The organism is Curtobacterium sp. SP.BCp (assembly GCF_051903255.1).
Lineage (GTDB): Bacteria > Actinomycetota > Actinomycetes > Actinomycetales > Microbacteriaceae > Curtobacterium.
In genome coordinates this window covers 2,861,479-2,878,143 of record NZ_CP194338.1, presented here as the reverse complement: position 1 = coordinate 2,878,143, position 16,665 = coordinate 2,861,479, and the positions used below count along the sequence as shown (strand labels likewise).

The window sequence follows — 16,665 nt, the reverse complement described above, 5'->3', positions numbered from 1 at the left end:
TGTCCGTTGAACCACGTGTTGTCGGGTGCAATTCCTCTTCTGAGCGGATCGTCAGCGACCGGGGCACACAAGCGTCGACGAGCGCACCTGACCCTCGGGTCGGATCACCTGGTGCAGCGACAGGGGCTGCCCGCAGATGGGGCAGGGGCGGTCGACCGTCCGGTCGTCGACGCCCTCGGGGTGGCCGGCGCCGATCTGCGACGGGCCCATCTTCTCGATGAGCGTGGTGTTCCACTTCTCGTACCAGCGGCCGAAGCGACCCATCGCCCTTCCTTTCGTTCGTGCACGAATGATTCTGCCACGAAGCGTTGCGGCGCGCCAGGGTCAGATGTCGTCGACCCGTTCCAGCAGTTCGGTCAGGTCGTCCTTGAGGGCCTCGAGCCGGGCGGGCGGCCATCCCAGTCGGTCGGCCACGGCGAGCGGCACCGCCTCGGCACGGTCGCGGAGCGCTCGGCCTGCCGTCGTCAGGGAGACCTCGAGCTGGCGTTCGTCGGCGGTGCTGCGAGCACGCTTGAGGTACCCGGAGGCTTCCAGTCGCTTGAGCAGCGGGCTGAGTGTCGCGGAGTCGAGGCGGAGTTCGCGGGCGATCTCCCGCACGGACCGCGGATCGCGCTCCCACAGCGCGAGCATCACGAGGTACTGCGGGTGGGTGAGCCCCATCGGCTCGAGGAGATCGCGGTACAGACCGATGACGCTCCGACTCGTCGCGGCGAGGGCGAAGCAGAGCTGCCGGTCGAGGGCGAGCGGGTCCACGTCGGTCTCGGTCATGCCCCCACCCTACGCTTCGTGCACGAACGACCGGGTTCGCGGACGCTGCGCGACGGGCGACGCACTGGAGGCGCGGTGCCGGTCTCGGGGACCGGCACCGCGCCTCCAGGCGGTTGCGTCACCGCGGAGCGCTACGCGCGGTGCGTCGGCGTGTGGCCCTCGTGCGGATTCGCGTCCGGCTCGGCCGCCGCGGCGTGCGCGCCGTGGTGCTCGGCGTCGCCGCCTCGCCGGGCGAACCCGGCGTCGGACGACTGCTCGCCGTGCCCGCCGCTCGGGTGGGCGCGTTCGAGCTTGGCGCCCTCGACGTCCACGTCCGGCAGGATGCGGTCGAGCCACTTCGGGATCCACCAGGCGCTGCGTCCGAGCAGGTGCATGACCGCGGGGATGAGCAGCATCCGCACCACGAACGCGTCGAGCAGCACACCGAAGGCGAGCCCGAAGCCGATCGGCTTGATCGTCGACGAGTCGGAGAAGATGAAGCCCGCGAAGACGGAGATCATGATGATCGCCGCCGCCGTGACCACGGCCCGTCCGGCGTGCAGGCCCCGCTGGACCGCGACCTTCGCCGATGCGCCGTGGGCGTACGCTTCGCGCATGCCCGACACGAGGAACAGCTGGTAGTCCATCGCGAGCCCGAACAGGATCCCGATCTCGATGATCGGCAGGAAGCTCAGGATCGGCGCCGGGTCGTGCACGCCGAACACGGAGCCGAGCCAGCCGAACTGGTAGATCGCGGTCAGGCCACCGAACGACGCGAGCACGGACAGGATGAACCCGGCCGTCGCGGTGATCGGCACGAGGAACGACCGGAACACGATGATCAGGATGATGAGCGACAGCCCGACGACGACCGCGAGGTAGAGCGGCAGCACGTTCGAGAGCTTCTCGGACACGTCGATGTTCGCGGAGGCGTTGCCCGCGACGCCGAGCGTGGCCTTCCCGTCGTCGACGCTCACCTGCTGCTCGCGCAGGTCCTTCACGAGCGTCTCGGTCGAGACACTGTCGGGGCCGCCGGCTGGCTTCACCTGGAACGCGATGATGTCGCGGTCCTCCGACGCACCGATCGGGAGCACGGCCTCGACGTCGTCGTTCTTCGCCAGGGCCTGGCCGATGGTGACCTCGGTCGCGGTGACGTCGTCCTTGCTGACCGCCTTCGGCAGGTTCGCCACGACGAGCAGTGGACCGTTCTGACCGGCGCCGAACTCGTCCGACAGGGTCTTGTAGGCCTGGTACTGCGACGACTCGACGTCCTCGGACGCACCCGTGGGCAGGCCGAGTCGCATCTGCGTCGCGGGCAGGGCGATGGTGCCGAGCACGGCGACGCCGGCGACGAGCGTGATGACGGCGCGCCAGGTCGACATCGGCTTGTTCGGCACCCGGATCGAGTCCGTGTTGCCGATCCGCTCGCGCTCCTTGCGGCGCAGGATGCGCATGCCGAGCAGCGAGAGCAGCGCCGGGGTGAACGACGTCGCGATGAGGATCGCGAACAGCACCGCGACGGCGCCGACCGTGCCCATCAGCCCGAGGAACGGGATGCCCGTGATGTTCAGCGCGAGCAGGGCCACGATGACCGTCGTGCCGGCGAAGACGACCGCGTTGCCGGAGGTCCCGTTCGCGAGGCCGATCGACTCGTGCACGCCCATGCCGGCCTTCAACTGCGTGCGGTGTCGGTTGAGGATGAAGAGCGAGTAGTCGATGCCGACCGCCAGGCCCAGCATCACCCCCAGGACCGGCGTGACCGAGATGAACTCGACGAGGCTCGAGAACGACAGCGCCGCGAGGGACGCGACGCCGACGCCGAGCACCGCGGAGACGAGCGGGATCGCGGCGCCGATCACCGTGCGGAGCATGAGGAACAGCACGAGTGCGGCGATGATCACGCCGATGATCTCGCCCGGACCGAGGATCGACGGCACGCCCTGCGCGATGTCGTTCGACACGTACACGTCGACGCCGCTGATCTTCGCCGCCTCGGCCTTGTCCGAGATGGCCTGCTTCGTGCTCTGCGGCACCTCGTAGGTCGACTTCGTGAACTGCACGGTGCCGATCGCGGCGGAGTCGTTCGAGGACACGAACCGGATGTCCTTCGACAGGTCGAGGAGCTTCGACCCCTGCTCGAGCTCCTGCTCGCTGTCGTCCAGCTTCTGCTCGTTCTCGTCGAGCTTCTTCGTGTTCTCGTCGATCTGCTGCTGGGCTGCCGTGATCTGCTGCTGACCCGCGGTGATCTGCTGCTGCTGCGCGTCGATCTGCGCCTGGGCCTGCTGCAGCTGTGCCTGCGCGGCTGCGGAGGCGGCGGCACCGGCGGCCTCGGCCTGGGCCTTCTGCGCGTCGAGCTGCTGCTGCGCCTGCTCGATCTTCGTCTTGCCCGACTCGAGCTGCGACTTCTGCGCGTCGAGCTGGTCCTGGCCGTCCTCGATCTGCTTCCGGCCGTCGGAGATCTGCTTCCGGCCGTCGCTGATCTGCTCGCGGCCGTCGACGATCTTCTGCCGCTGGTCGTCGAGCTGCTGCTGCGTCGTGAAGCCGTCGGTGACGTCCTTGACGCCGTCCTCGCTCTTCAGCCCGTCGAGGAAGTCCTTGACCTCGGTCTTCTGGTCGTCCGTGAACGCCTTGCCGTTCGTGGTCGTGAAGACGAGCGTGCCGGTACCGCCGTTCGCGGAGGGGAACTTGTCCGCGAGCTCGTCCTGCACCTGGCTGGTCTTGGTGTTCGGGATCGAGATCGAGGACGAGATCGAGCCGGCGAACAGGCTGTAGGTGAGCCCGGCGATGCCCATGATCACGATCCACGCGATGATCACGAGCCAGTGCCTGCGGGCGGAGAAGCGCCCGAGTCGGTAGAGGAGACCGGCCATGCGGAGAGCCCCGTTCCTTTCGTTGTGCGTGCTGTGTGGTGACGGGGTGCGCCGGTGGACCCCTGGGGGTGACGATCAGTCGGTGGGCATGTAGCCGCTGCGGACGCTGTGGACGAGTCTGCTCAGCAACGCGTCCCACGCGTCCAGGGATGCGTGGTCGAGCGAGGGGCCCGTGTGCGTGAGCCAGTGGTCCGCGATCACGACGATGCCGCTCATGAGCGACTCCACGAGCAGCGCGGCGTCGAGCTCGTCCGCGGCCGGGTGGCGGCGGGTGACCTCGTCGCGCAGTCGTTCGGTGACCCGGGAGAACGCGGTCTGGGTGAGCACCGCGGCCTTCGGGTCGGACTTGCCGGGTTCGCCGAGGATCCGGTACATGCTCGCGATCGCCGGCGCGAGGTCGGCTCCGCGGGCGGCGGACTCGAGCTCGTCGAACATCGATGACCGCGACCCGTCGCCGACCGGGGTCTTCGCCATGTCGGCCAGGAAGCGGTCGATGATGACCGACAGCTCCTCTTCGCAGACGGTGAGGAGGACCTCGTCGAGGGACGCGAAGTGGTTGAAGACCGTCCGTCGCGCGACGTCGGCCCGCGCCGCGAGGTCGTCGACCCCGAACTCGCGTCCGCCCTGCTCCGCGATGAGGTCGCGTGCGGCCTGCAGGATCGCTGCACGGTGCTTCGCCTTGAGGGCGGCACGGCGGTCGGGTGCGAGGGTCACGTCTGTGAACACTAGGTGCATCGATGCACTGGGTGCAACGACTCCGAGTGCATGCTCAGATTCGTCCCCCGACGCGCATCGCTCACGCGATCGAAGGACGGACGGGAGGCCCGTGGCGGCGCCGCCACCGGCCTCCCGTCCCTAGGTTGGTCACCATGCACCCGCTGTCGGCCACCCTCGACCGCTGGAACGCGCGACACCCCTGGTCGCACAACGCGGCCTACTCGTGGTTCGTCGTCGCCCATGCCCGCGCGCTCCGGCGGCGCGGGGGGAGCAGTGTCCTCGACGTGGGCTGCGGAGCCGGGCTGCTGCTCGCCCGGCTCCGTCGCGTGCTCCCGGACGCGGCCGGTGTCGAGCCGGACCCACGGATGGCGCGACTCGCCGCGCGCAGCGGCGCGCGGATCACCGCGGAGCTGCCCGCCGAGCCGGTCGACCTCGTCGTCCTCGTGGCTTCGCTCCACCACCTCGACGCCGACGACGCGCTCCCACGGCTGCGCGCGCTCGTCCGCCCCGGCGGGCGACTCGTCGCGATCGCCCCCACTCGCTCGACGTGGGGTGACCTGCCCCGCGAGGTCTTCTCGCTCGTGGCCAACCCGATCGTGGGGTTCGTGCGGCACCCGCTCGGGACCGATCGCGCTCCGGAGCACATGACCGCACCGACGGTCGCGCCGACCCTTTCCCACCGGGAACTGCGGTCGTCCGCCCGGCGACACCTGCCCGACGCCCGGGTGTGGCCGGGACTCTTCTGGCGGAGCGTCGTCGTTTGGGGAGCGCCGTGACGATCCTGCTCGTGAGCGGCGCACCCGGGAGCGGCAAGACGACGCTCGCGACGGCGCTCGCCGCGCAGCTCGGTTGGCCGCAGGTGCACCGCGACGAGCTCTACGCCGGGATCACGGCGGCGGGCGACGTGGACCGCGACGAGGTCGTACCGCTCGGTGTCGCCGCGTTCTGGAGCGTGACGGCGGCGTACGCCCGGGCGGGGTCCAGCGTCATCGCGGAGGCGACGTTGTACCGCGGGCAGTCCGAGGCGGAGGTCCGCGACGTCCTCGGCGGCCGGTGGCCGATCCGGAACCTCCACTGCGTGACGCCGACGTGGCACGAGCGGTTCGTCGCCCGGGGTCACGAGGCGCGGTTGAACGACCGCGCGCTCGCGAACGCGCCGGCGACCGTGCCGCCGCTCGACCTCGGCTGCCCACTGCTCGAGGTCGACACGACGAACGAGTACCACCCGGGGCTCGACGACCTGGTGCGCTGGGCGACGGTGGCGTCCGGCTAGCGTTCGTGCATGCAGCTCAGACAGACGACCTGGGTCCGGTGGACGCAGTGGCCGCTCGCGGCGGCGGCGCTGGCGTTCCTCGCCGCGTACGCGATCGAGGTGCTCGCCGATCCGTCAGGCGCCGTGCGGGTCCTGTGCGAGACGGTCGTCAGGGTCACCTGGGCGATGTTCATCGTCGACTACCTGGTCATGCTCACGACGGCGGAGCGACGCGGGCGGTGGTTCGTCATGCACCTGCTCGACCTCGCCGTCATCGTGCTGCCGTTCCTGCGACCCCTGCGGCTGCTCCGGCTGGTGCAGCTGTTCCGTGTCCTCCAGCACACGACCGGCACGGCGGTCCGTGGGCGGGTGACCGTGTACGTGGTCGCGACCACGACCCTGCTCGTGTTCGTCTCCGCCTTGGCGGTGGTCGACGTCGAACACCGTGCCCCCGGAGCGAGCATCGTCTCGTTCGGTGACGCTCTGTGGTGGTCGGTCGTGACGATCACGACCGTCGGCTACGGCGACCTCACGCCGGTCACGGTCGAGGGTCGTCTGATCGCCACCGGCGTGATGATCAGCGGGATCGCCCTCCTCGGAGTGGTGACGGCGACGATCGCGAGCTGGATCATCGATCAGGTCGGCCGTCGCAACGAGGAAGCGCAGACCGCGACCCGACGCGAACTCCGCGAGCTCACCGCGGAGATCCGAGCACTCCGCGACGAGCTCGCGCGCGGAGGCATGGCAGGGTCCGGCGGTCAGGCCGGCTCGTCGTCCCAGGGGACCGGGGTCGTGGTGCCGGACGCCCAGTCGCGCCGCAGCACGCCGTAGCCGATCGACGCGAGCGGTTCGCCGCCCGGCACCGGCCACCCCTCCCGGTAGTGCGCCTCCTTGACCCACCCCGCGCGGAGGAACGTCCGACGCATGGCGGTGTTGTCCTCGCGGGTCTGCCCCTCGAACCGGGTGACCTCGGGCAGCGTGCGGAACACGTGGTCGGTCGCCGCGCGGAGCGCCTGCACGCCGAACCCCTGCCCGCGGTGCGCACCCGCGATCCGCAGGTCGAAGAGCGGTACCGGGTCCTCGAGGTCCTCCAGCCGGAGCACCCCGACGCGGCCCCGCTCGTCCGAGTCGACCCAGAACGAGTCGTGCTCGTCGTCGCGCCACGCACCCGCGTCGATGCCGCACTCGGCGTCCGCGCGGTCGATGCGGCGCCGCACGTGGAAGGGGAACTCCTCGGTCGTGAGGAAGTCGATCAGGGCCTCCCGATCGGCGCCGGTGGGGTCGAGACGGGTGAGTCGGACGGCCATGCGGGCCACGGTACCAGCGCTCGGTTTCCCGCACGCCCGTGCGGCTTGCCGCCGTGGACCCTGCGAAGGGAGGCGCCGATTCGTTCCGTGCGTGAACCTGATGGTGACAGGGCAGTACAGGAGCAGATCGTGACACGGCAACGCACCTCGCAACGGCGCGAGCGGACCACCTCGACGCGCGGGGGCTTCCTCCGCGGAGCCGTCGTGCTGGTCGTCGCCGGGGTCACCGTCGCCGTGATGCTGGCGTTCCTCACGCCGGCGCAGGGCAGCGAGCTCGTCCCGTCGCTGTCGCCGTCGCCCAGCAGCGCGTTGCCGAGCGGCGCGTCGCCGAGCCGCGCGACGCCGACGCGGCAGGCGCCGGACGGTGCTGCTCCCGACGGCACGACCGCCTCCGGTGAGCCAGCAGGCGGTGCCGCTTCCGGGCACGCGTCCGGCTCGACCTCGGAGGGCGCCGTGCAACCCCGCACACCCACCCCGACCGTTCCGGAACCCGTGCTCGGTCCGCAGGCGGCGTTCTTCGAGGACTTCACCACCCCGGCGGCGAGCGGGGGACCGTTCGCCGCGACCTACGCGAACGCCTGGCAGGCGTACGACGAGGGCACGAGCGACAAGTACTACTCGGGCGCACTGATCAGTGCACACGACGGCGTCATGGACGTCGCGATGAACGGTACCCAGGGCGCCGCCGGGGTATTCGGACCGCCGGCGACGGCGTGGGCGCAGACCGGCGGCACGTTCAGCATCCGGATGAAGGTCGAGGGCGGTCGGGGGAACGGGACGGCGGTCATGCTCTGGCCGACCTCGAACGACGCGTCCGAGGGGGAGCTCGACTACCCCGAGGGCGGCTTCTCCGGCAAGCCGGACGTGTTCCACCACTCGATGGTGCCGGGCCACGCCGACAAGGCGTACCGGATCCTGACCGACGCGTCGTGGAAGGACTGGCACACGTACACGACGGTCTGGGTGCCGGGGAAGTCGGTCAGCTACTTCCTCGACGGAGTGCTGCTCGAGACGGTGACGGAGTCGGTGCCGACCACCCCGCACCGGTACACGTTCCAGATCGGCAACACCGGCAAGCCCGGCCACGTGCTCATCGACTGGGTGTCGATCGAACCCTGAGGCCGTCGTTCGTGCAGGCTGGGGTCGTGCGTGCTCCACGATGGACGGCCCTGGTCGTCGGTGCCGGCCTCACCGCAGCCCTCGTCGGGTGCTCCGGACCCGGCGCACCGGTCGGGCAGGCGACGACTCCGGGAGCCGCTGCACCCACCGACGTCCCGACCGCCGCGCCGACGGTCTCGGCAGACGGCGCCCTGGCTGCGCTCGAACGGGAGTCCGACGCCCGACTCGGTGTCGTCGCCGTCGACACGGAGTCCGGGACGACGCTCGCGTACCGCGGCGACGAGCGCTTCCCGTTCGCGTCGACGAACAAGGTGTTCATCGCCGCGGCCGTGCTCGACCGGTCGACGGCGGCGGACCTCGACACGGTCGTCCACTACGACCGCGGCGACCTGCTCGAGTACGCACCGGTCACCTCGCGCTCGGTCGACACCGGGATGACCGTCCGGGCGCTCGTCGACGCAGCCGTCAGTGTGAGCGACAACACCGCGGCGAACCTCCTCGTGGAGCGCCTCGGCGGCCCGGACGCCGTCGAGTCCTGGCTCCGTGGCATCGGTGACCGTGTGACCCGCGTCGACCGGCTCGAGCCCGACCTGAACGCGGCGACGCCCGGCGACGACCGGGACACCAGCACGCCCGAGCAGTTCGCGGCCGACCTCCGTGCCGTGCTCCTCGGGGACGCCCTCGACGCCGACGACCAGCGCGTGCTCCGGACCGCGATGCTCGGCACCACCACGGGCGACGGGACGATCCGCGCCGGGGTGCCGTCCGGCTGGCGGGTCGCCGACAAGACCGGCACGGGGTCGTACGGCGTCCGGAACGACATCGGTGTCGTCACACCCCCGGGCCGGCGACCGATCGTGCTCGTCGTGATGACCCGCACCGACCGCTCGGACGCCGAGCCCTCGGACGCGCTCGTGGCCGCCGCGACGAAGACCGCGGTCGGAGCGCTGCGCCGCTGACGGCGGCGCTCGCTACCGCCGGCGGTCCCGTCGCTCGCGGGCGGCGTCCCGCAGCGCACGGAACCAGCCCCGGGTCGCGACGGCGTCGGGGACACCGCCGCCCGCGAGCAGACCGGCGGCGGCTCCGAGGAAGTCCTCGCCGCACTCCCGGCACAGCGTCCGGGTCGCCGTCCGCACGGGTTCGCCGCGGACCGGCCGTCCGCACTGTTCGCAGGTCACCGGGCGAGCGTACCGGCAGCGCGAGCAGGGGCGGCCGTTGCCGGAACGTGACCGGAGGACGGCCTGGAGGCCCGTGGCGGCGCCGCCACGGGCCTCCAGGCCCTCACGGGGTAACGATCCGTACCGACTCGGCGCTCTCCCAGTCCACGCGCCGGGGATCCCCCGGGAGATCCCGGGGACCGTCCGGGTCCGCCCGGCACGGTCCGACACGGAACGCACCGATCCGCGGTGCACGAGGGGGACACATGGGGTTCGGACGAGCGATCGCGGCCGTGAGCGGTTTCGTCGGCGGGAGCGTGCTGGCGGGCCTGGTGGTCGGCGTCGGCGTGACCCCGGCGGTCGCGCTGGCGGGGTTCGGGACGTCGTCGGCGATCGACGCGTTCTCGTCGCTGCCGGAGTACATCGAGGTCGGCGAGCTGCCGAGCCGCAACGAGGTGTGGGCGTACCGCGGCGGGAAGCCCGTGCACCTCGCGGACGTGTTCGACCGGAACCGCGAGCAGCTGCCGTACGACCGGATCAGCAACACGCTCAAGCACGCCGCCGTCGACGGTGAGGACAAGCGGTTCTGGCGCCACGGGGGCGTCGACGCGACCTCGCTCGTCCGCAGTGTCGTCAGCGTCGCGGCGAAGCAGGGGAAGGGCGGGTCCGGCGGGTCGACGCTCACGATGCAGCTGGTCCGGAACATCAAGATCGAACAGGCGTCGCAGCTGCCCGCGGCCGAGGCCGAGGCGGCGGTCGCGGAGGCCACGGCCCGGACCCCGCAGCGGAAGCTCGAGGAGATCAAGCTCGCGATCGGCCTGGCGAAGCGGTACTCGAAGGAGGAGATCCTCACCGCGTACCTCAACATCGCGTACTTCGGCGACCAGACCTACGGCGTGCAGGCCGCGGCGCAGCGGTACTACGGCAAGGACGCCACGGACCTCAGCCCGGCCGAGGCGGCGTCACTCGTGGCGATCGTGCAGTGGCCGGAGCGCCGGGACCTCTCGACGCCGGCCCACCACCGGGACAACCAGGCACGGCGAGACGTCATCCTCCGCGCGATGCACGAGCAGGGGCACCTCTCTGCCGCGGACCTCCGGACCGCGCTCGCGTCGGAGCCGGCGGAGTACGTGCACCTCACCGCGCCGCAGCAGGGGTGCGCTTCGGTCGTCGACGGCGCGCAGTACTTCTGCGAACACGCCGTGCAGGTCGCCCGGTCGCTGCCGCAGCTCGGAGCGACGCAAACCGAACGCGACGAGGCCTGGCGGACGGGCGGGTACCGGGTGCAGACGACGCTCGACCTCGACCGGAACGCCCAGCAGAAGGCGCTGCTCGACCGGTACGACCCGGCCGCCGAACCCGCACTCGCCCTCGGTGCGACGTTCGACTCCGTCGAGGCCTCCACCGGACGTGTCCTGACGTTGGCGCAGAACACCGCGTACGACCGCTCGGCGGCGGCACCCCGAGGGTCGAGCTCGCTGAACTACGCCGTGGACGAGGCCTCCGGCGACGCGACCGGGTTCCAGCCCGGCTCGACCTACAAGGTGTTCACGCTGCTCGCCTGGCTCGAGGCCGGACGGAGCCCGGACACGGTGGTGGACGGCACCCGGCACGAGCAGCGGACGTGGACCCAGTGCGGACAGACGATCGACGAGCCGTGGAACCCGCGGAACGACTCACCGGGCCAGACCGGTCCGTACTCGGTCCGTGCGGCGACGGCGCAGTCGGTCAACGGCGCGTACGTGTCGATGGCCGCGCAGCTCGACCTCTGCGACGTCCGGGACGTCGCGGAGCGGCTCGGCGTCCACCTCGCGACGGGCGGTCGGGTCGGTGCGAACCCGGCGGCGATCCTCGGGACCGAGAACATCGCGCCGCTCACCATGGCGTCGGCGTACACCGCGATCGCGAACGGCGGCGTCCGCTGCGACCCGGTCGTGGTGGACGAGGTCGTGGACCGCACGGGGAAGGACCTCGGCGGACAGCCGGAGACCTGCCGACAGGTGCTCTCGCCCGCCGTCGCCGCAACCGCGTTCGAGGTCATGCAGGGCGCGTTCCGCGGTGGAACGGCGACCGGCGGGCAGACCGCCGACGGCATGACGCTGTTCGGCAAGACGGGCACGACGGACGTCGCGGACCAGGTGTGGCTCGTCGGTGGGACCTCCCGCGTGGTCACCGCGTACTGGCAGGGCAACACGGACGGTGGGAAGACGAACCTCCGGTACGTCGGCAACGGCCAGGGCGGGACGTACGCGGGTGCGCGGGCATCGGTGTGGAAGCAGGCGCAGGAGGCGGTGAACGCGGCCTACCCGGCAGGGTGACCGCCGCCGTGCCGCGGGGTGGGCGCGGCCGGCCAGCCGGCGCCGCCGGTCTCCCGGGACTCGGCTGGGCGGACAGTTTCGCGGCCCTCCGGCTGCGGGACTGTCCGCGGGGCCGAGACTCGCCGGGCAGGCGGGGACGCGCGGGCGCGCGGGCGCGGGCGCTCCGCTACCGGTCGAGGCGCTCGCTCTCGGTGATCCACGTGGTCAGCTGGCGCATCGCTGCGGCCTGGGACGCGTGGTCGAGCACGGGCGACGTCCACGGGTGCACCTGCCCCGCGACGAGGGCCGGCTGGTCGGCGAAGGTCGGCTGCCGCACGAGGTCGTCCGCCTGGTAGCCCTGGTCCGAGAGCAGCAGCACGTCGCCCCGGACCTTGCCGGCGTTCGGCCAGGAGTACACGCCCCACGCGTAGCCCTTCGGCCCGGGCACGGTCAGATCGGCACCGTGCGACGCCCAGAGCTGCAGCGCGGGGACGTCCTCGGGACGAGCGACGTAGACACCGTCGTGGTCGGCGTAGAGCGCGGTCAGCCGGACGTCGTGGTCGCGGGTCGCTGCCTCCAGCGCCGACGCGGCGTCGTCGAACTCGGTCTCCGCTGCGTCGACGACCGACTGCTCGGCGCCGAGCGACAGCGTGAGGTCGGTCACGTCCCGGACGACGTCGGCGCCGTCACCACCCCACCGGACCTCGGCCACCGGCGCGATCTTCGCCAGTTCCCGCTGCTGCGGAGCGTCGGCGATGCCCGTCCCGACGTGGTCGGTCGGGAGCGTGCCCGAGGCGTCCACCGGCGCGATCGTGGTCACGATGAGGTCGGGCCTCAGCGCGGCCACCCGGTCGACGTCGATGCCGTCCGAGCCGTCGCCGGCACCGTCGGTCGTGCTCGCCGATCCGACGTCCGCGATGCCGTCGGTGTCGAGGCCGTCCCACCGGTCGTCCTCGGCGAGCGGGAGCCGGCCGAAGGTCCCGACGGGGTGCAGGCCGGAGCGGACCATCGAGATCGCGAGGTCGTCGAGGGCGACCACCCGCTCGGGGCGGTGGTCGAGGCGGATCGTCGTGCCGGTGGCGTCCTGGTACGACCAGCCGGTGGTCCTCGCGTCGCCACCGCCACCGCCACCGCCACCGCCACCGCGCCCGCCGTCCGGGGAGGTCTCCGTGCCGGACGTCCCGCTGCACCCGGCGAGGGCCAGCGCGCACGCCACCACCGCGGCGAACACGAGGGCGCGCAGGGGCCGGCGGGGGAGCGTCACGACGAGCAAGGCTAGCCGCGCGGCCTGTGCTCCGGGTCGTCGTCGCGGACGACCGAGTGGGCTCACCGACGGGTAGCGTCCGCGGCATGAGCAGCCGACTGAGCGAACTCGTCCTCAACTGCGCCGACCCCGAGGCCCTCTCGCGCTTCTGGTGCGCGGTGCTCGACTACGTCGAACTCGGGAAGGACGAGGACGGCATCGAGATCGGTCCGGCCTCCGGGTTCGGCGGCGCGACGCCGACGATCATCCTCGCGAAGGTCGAGCACGCGAAGGCGCAGCCCCTCCGGCTGCACCTCGACCTCAGCCCGGTCGACCGCGACCAGGACGCCGAGCTGGAGCGACTGCTGGCGCTCGGCGCACGGCCGGCCGACGTGGGGCAGACGGGGGAGGAGTCCTGGCACGTCCTGCAGGACCCGGAGGGCAACGAGTTCTGCCTGCTGCGCACGCGGCTCGCGCCGATCTGAGGGGCGCCCCGCGCGTTGCGCGGGCATCAGACGGACGGGAGGCACGGTGCCAGCCGGCACCGTGCCTCCGTTCGTGAGGTGGTGGCGTCAGCCCTTGAGGCCGGACCCCGTCACGCCCTCCACGATCTGCCGCTGGAAGATCAGGTAGAGGATGATCAGCGGCAGCGCCGCGAGGATCGCACCGGCCTGGATGTCGGCGTAGCGCTGACCGAAGCTGCCCTGGACCGTGGCGAGCCCGACCGGGATCGTCATGAGGTCCGGGTTGGACAGCACGAACAGCGGCAGCAGCAGGTTGTTCCAGACCCCGACGAACGTCAGGATCGCGACCGCGGCGATGACCGGACGCGACAGCGGCAGGATCACCGACCAGTAGATCTTCCACATGCCCGCACCGTCGATGCGTGCAGCCTCCTCGAGCTCTCGGGGGATGCCGTCGAAGAACTGCTTGAAGATGAACACCGCGATGACCGCGGGCACCTGCGGGAAGATGACCGACCAGTAGGTGTTGAGCAGACCGACCGCGTTGAGCTCCTGGAAGATCGGGATGATCAGGACCTGCGTCGGGATCATGATGCCCAGGATGATGAGCAGGAACGCGACGTTGCGACCGCGGAACACCAGGCGCGACAGCGCGAACGCGGCCATCGAGGCGAACAGCACCGTGAGTGCCGTCGTCACGAGGCTCGTGATGCCGGAGGCCAGGTACCAGTTCCAGATGTCGCCGGCCTGGAACAGCGCGGCGTAGGAGTGCAGCGTCGGGTTCCAGTTCGACAGGATCGCGCTCGCTCCGAGTGCGGCCACGCCGTTGTCGGACAGCGACGTCTTGAGGGCGAACAGGCTCGGGATGAGCCAGATGATCGCGAACACGCCGAGGATGATCCCGGCCACGATGTTGAAGCCCCTGCCGGAGACGCCGATCTTCGCCGCGTTCGCGGGGGCTGCGGCCGACACCCCGGAACGGAGCTTCGGCCGGGCGGTGGTGACGCTCTCGGTGGTGGTCACGTCAGGCACCGATCTCTCGCTTGGCGGCAGCGCGCTCGACGAGCTGCCGGATGACCGCGATCGCGACGATCACGATGAACAGGAGCACCGACGCCGCCGACGCGGCACCGAGGCGGTTGTCGGTGAAGCCGACACCCGTGATGAGCTGCAGCGACACCTGGGTGGAGATGCCCGGGCCGCCGTTCGTCATCAGGTACACCTGGTCGAAGATCTTCAGGCTCGCGATGATCTGCAGCAGGATGACGAGCGTCGTCGTGCGGCCGAGGAGCGGCAGGGTGATCGACTTGATCTGCTGCCAGCTCGACGCCCCGTCGACCGCCGCGGCCTCGTACAGCTCGCGCGGGATCTCCTGGAGACCCGCCAGGTAGAGCACGAAGTTGAACCCGAGGGTCCACCAGACAGTGGCGATCGCGACGCCGATCATCGCGGTGTTCGGGCTGGCCAGCACGCCGGCGCCCGGCGTGATGCCGAGGGCCTGCTGGACCGACGCGAACAGACCGGTCGCGGGGGTGAAGATGAACACCCAGATCAGCGAGATGGTCGCCGACGGCAGGATGAACGGCAGGAAGAACGCCAGGCGGAAGAACCACTGGCCGCGGTTCATCCGGTTCGTGAGCACCGCGAACACGAACGCCAGGATGACCAGTGGCGGGGTCGTGTAGAGCGTGAACTGCAGGGTGTGCCAGAGCGACGACCAGAAGTCGGCGCGTCCGAGCATCTCCGCGTAGTTCGCGAACCCGGCGAAGCTGCCGAGCCCGGTGCGGACGGTGGAGGTGTTGAAGAAGCTCGAGACGATCATCCAGACCGTCGGGCCGAGCAGGAAGGCCAGGTAGAACAGGCCGAAGGGGGCGAGGAACAGCCATCCGCTGCGGCCTTGGCCACGGGTGGTGCTGTTCACACGCGTGCGGAGCCGCCGCGGGACCGTTGCGGCCTCCGTCGGGCGGGTCAGGACTGGTGCTGCGGTCACGTCGTCGTGCCTTTCGCGCGGGGCTTACAGCGGGCTGGGGGTGTTGAGGTACGTGCTGAGCTGGCTCTTGATCGCCGAGAGGGCCGCCGCGGGGCTCGAGGCGCCCTGCTGCACGAGCGCGAGCTGCGCCCCGACGGTGTTCTCGAACGTCGACCCGGAGCCGCCGTACCAGGCGGGGTCGTCGAACACGGCGCTCTCGGCAGCGGACGCGTAGTCCGACTGCGGCTCGAGCTTCTTGTAGGCCGTGCTGTCGAACGTGGGCATGTAGGCCGGCACGTGCCCGCCCTCGGCCCACGTCATGCTCTGCTCCAGCATCTGCTTGATGAAGAGCATGTGCGCCTTCCGCTGCTCCGGCGTGCGGTCCTTCCTCGGCAGGATGAACGTGTGCGAGTCGGCCTGGGTGGCCGGCTTGTCGAAGAGCTGCGGGATCGGCGCCATGCCGAACTTCAGCCCCTTGATCGACTGCGCCGTGCTGATCTCCCACTCGCCCTGCATGAAGAACCCGGCCTTGCCGGTGAACATCAGGGTCTCGGCGGTGGCGTAGTCGAGGCCCTTGTTGAGCCAGCCGTTCTTCACCCACTTCTCGGTCATCGTGGTGACCTTGGTGTAGTTGTCCTCGTTCACCGTGAGCTTCGAGCCGCCGTCGCTGATGAACGGCGTCGACCCCTCGATCTGGTTGTACATCGTCCAGAAGAAGCGCCACGGGGTCGCGATCTCGCTGACGTTCGCCACGTTGAGCGCGACGCCACCGGTGACCTTCGAGACGGCCGCGAGTGCCTGTTCGAACGCCTCCAGCCCGGAGAGGTCCTTGAGCTTGCCGTCACTGTCGATCAGGCCGGCCTTCTGGCACACGTCAACGTTGTAAAAGAGCACGAACGGGTGCGTGTCCAGCGGGATGCAGATGTTCTTGCCGTCGGTCTTCTGTGCCGTCCACGCCTTCTGGTTGAAGTCGCTGGCGCTCAGGCCGACGCTCGCGAGGTCGTCCGAGGTGATCGGGTCGAGCAGGTCGCCGTCCCACAGCGGCTTCGCGCGGGTGAGGTGGGCGATCGCGACGTCCGGCGGCTTGTTCCCGACGGTGGCCAGTGTCACCTTCGAGTAGTACGGGTTGCCCCAGGCGAACGTCGTCGCCTGGATCGAGGACGGTCCGCCGTGCTGCTTGGCGTAGCCCGCCTCCATCTGCTGCATGCGAGCGCCGTCACCGCCGCCGAAGAGGTTCCAGAAGACGAGCGTCTCCGGGTTGAGCGGGGCACCGGCGATGCCCGCTGCGAGCGGACTCGAGCAGGCGGCGAGCGGCAGCACGGTGGCGGCCGCGGCTCCTGCGGCGAGCAGGCTCCGCCGGGTGAAGGACCCACCGCGCGGCTGCACGGGCGGGGTTGGTCGGATCGGCATGGCATCACTCCATCGGGACGGGCCGAGCGGAACAGGGTCGGTGTTCCGTACTGCTGCGGCGTCGCAGCCCCGTGGTGAGGCTCCTTCGCTGCTCCGGTCGGGGCGACGTGCCG

Annotated in this window: 17 protein-coding genes; 7 read left to right on the top strand and 10 right to left on the bottom strand. The window is 70.9% G+C overall.

Translation table 11 applies throughout. The features are described from left to right. Positions 1–51 precede the first annotated feature (51 nt). From ACRQ4C_RS13655 to ACRQ4C_RS13640, 4 genes are all read right to left on the bottom strand, one after another. Positions 52–264 (bottom strand): hypothetical protein, encoded by a 213-nt coding sequence (locus ACRQ4C_RS13655; RefSeq protein WP_290130945.1) that lies wholly within the window; start codon positions 262–264, stop codon positions 52–54. 60 nt (positions 265–324) lie between these two features. Further along, positions 325–768, bottom strand: coding sequence for a MarR family winged helix-turn-helix transcriptional regulator (locus tag ACRQ4C_RS13650; RefSeq protein ID WP_290130946.1), 444 nt, complete (start codon positions 766–768; stop codon positions 325–327). Between the two features lie 131 nt (positions 769–899). After that, complete coding sequence (locus tag ACRQ4C_RS13645) at positions 900–3,617, bottom strand: MMPL family transporter (protein WP_439689030.1); 2,718 nt, start codon at positions 3,615–3,617, stop codon at positions 900–902. Between the two features lie 75 nt (positions 3,618–3,692). Continuing rightward, positions 3,693–4,331, bottom strand: a complete 639-nt coding sequence (locus tag ACRQ4C_RS13640; RefSeq protein ID WP_439689029.1) for a TetR family transcriptional regulator — start codon at positions 4,329–4,331, stop codon at positions 3,693–3,695. Positions 4,332–4,486: 155 nt separating this feature from the next. Here ACRQ4C_RS13640 and ACRQ4C_RS13635 point away from each other — a divergent pair, with 155 nt between their 5' ends. The 3 genes from ACRQ4C_RS13635 to ACRQ4C_RS13625 are packed head-to-tail and all read left to right on the top strand — an operon-like array spanning position 4,487 to position 6,417. Further along, entirely contained in the window at positions 4,487–5,110 is a 624-nt protein-coding gene (locus ACRQ4C_RS13635; protein ID WP_439689028.1) for a class I SAM-dependent methyltransferase, read from the top strand. Continuing rightward, complete coding sequence (locus ACRQ4C_RS13630) at positions 5,107–5,607, top strand: AAA family ATPase (RefSeq protein ID WP_439689027.1); 501 nt, start codon at positions 5,107–5,109, stop codon at positions 5,605–5,607. Before ACRQ4C_RS13635 ends, ACRQ4C_RS13630 begins: the two co-directional genes overlap by 4 nt. 9 nt (positions 5,608–5,616) lie before the next feature. Beyond that, the gene (locus ACRQ4C_RS13625; protein WP_439689026.1) at positions 5,617–6,417 is read left to right on the top strand and encodes a potassium channel family protein; all 801 of its coding nucleotides are present in this window, start codon (positions 5,617–5,619) and stop codon (positions 6,415–6,417) included. On the opposite strand, the gene ACRQ4C_RS13620 is transcribed toward ACRQ4C_RS13625, so the two are convergent. Continuing rightward, positions 6,345–6,893 (bottom strand): GNAT family N-acetyltransferase, encoded by a 549-nt coding sequence (locus ACRQ4C_RS13620; RefSeq protein ID WP_439689025.1) that lies wholly within the window; start codon positions 6,891–6,893, stop codon positions 6,345–6,347. The two genes, ACRQ4C_RS13625 and ACRQ4C_RS13620, sit on opposite strands and share 73 nt — an antisense overlap. Before the next feature lie 129 nt (positions 6,894–7,022). On the opposite strand from ACRQ4C_RS13620, the gene ACRQ4C_RS13615 reads away from it, so the two are divergent. Both ACRQ4C_RS13615 and bla read left to right on the top strand, forming a co-directional pair. Continuing rightward, positions 7,023–8,012, top strand: coding sequence for a family 16 glycosylhydrolase (locus ACRQ4C_RS13615; RefSeq protein WP_439689024.1), 990 nt, complete (start codon positions 7,023–7,025; stop codon positions 8,010–8,012). Positions 8,013–8,038: 26 nt separating this feature from the next. Continuing rightward, positions 8,039–8,971, top strand: a complete 933-nt coding sequence (bla, locus tag ACRQ4C_RS13610; protein ID WP_439689023.1) for a class A beta-lactamase — start codon at positions 8,039–8,041, stop codon at positions 8,969–8,971. A 12-nt stretch (positions 8,972–8,983) separates the two neighbouring features. On the opposite strand, the gene ACRQ4C_RS13605 is transcribed toward bla, so the two are convergent. Further along, entirely contained in the window at positions 8,984–9,190 is a 207-nt protein-coding gene (locus ACRQ4C_RS13605; RefSeq protein WP_439689022.1) for a hypothetical protein, read from the bottom strand. Between the two features lie 245 nt (positions 9,191–9,435). Between ACRQ4C_RS13605 and ACRQ4C_RS13600 the strand changes: the two genes are divergently transcribed. Then, positions 9,436–11,487: a transglycosylase domain-containing protein gene (locus ACRQ4C_RS13600; protein ID WP_439689021.1), complete on the top strand. Its 2,052-nt coding sequence runs from the start codon at positions 9,436–9,438 to the stop codon at positions 11,485–11,487. Between the two features lie 166 nt (positions 11,488–11,653). Here ACRQ4C_RS13600 and ACRQ4C_RS13595 read toward each other — a convergent pair whose 3' ends face one another. Then, positions 11,654–12,730 carry an ABC transporter substrate-binding protein gene (locus ACRQ4C_RS13595; RefSeq protein ID WP_439689020.1) on the bottom strand — a complete coding sequence of 359 codons (1,077 nt, stop codon included), beginning with the start codon at positions 12,728–12,730 and terminating at the stop codon, positions 11,654–11,656. Between the two features lie 86 nt (positions 12,731–12,816). On the opposite strand from ACRQ4C_RS13595, the gene ACRQ4C_RS13590 reads away from it, so the two are divergent. Further along, positions 12,817–13,194, top strand: coding sequence for a VOC family protein (locus tag ACRQ4C_RS13590; protein ID WP_439689019.1), 378 nt, complete (start codon positions 12,817–12,819; stop codon positions 13,192–13,194). A gap of 87 nt (positions 13,195–13,281) precedes the next feature. Here the strand turns inward: ACRQ4C_RS13590 and ACRQ4C_RS13585 are convergent, their stop codons facing one another. Genes ACRQ4C_RS13585 through ACRQ4C_RS13575 form a run of 3 tightly spaced genes read right to left on the bottom strand, consistent with a single transcriptional unit; the run spans position 13,282 to position 16,552 of the window. After that, a complete protein-coding gene (locus ACRQ4C_RS13585) occupies positions 13,282–14,196 on the bottom strand; it encodes a carbohydrate ABC transporter permease (RefSeq protein WP_439689018.1) in 915 nt (304 codons plus the stop codon). Position 14,197: 1 nt separating this feature from the next. After that, entirely contained in the window at positions 14,198–15,163 is a 966-nt protein-coding gene (locus ACRQ4C_RS13580; RefSeq protein ID WP_290130960.1) for a carbohydrate ABC transporter permease, read from the bottom strand. A gap of 24 nt (positions 15,164–15,187) precedes the next feature. Continuing rightward, positions 15,188–16,552, bottom strand: coding sequence for an extracellular solute-binding protein (locus tag ACRQ4C_RS13575; RefSeq protein ID WP_290130961.1), 1,365 nt, complete (start codon positions 16,550–16,552; stop codon positions 15,188–15,190). Between the last annotated feature and the right edge of the window lie 113 nt (positions 16,553–16,665).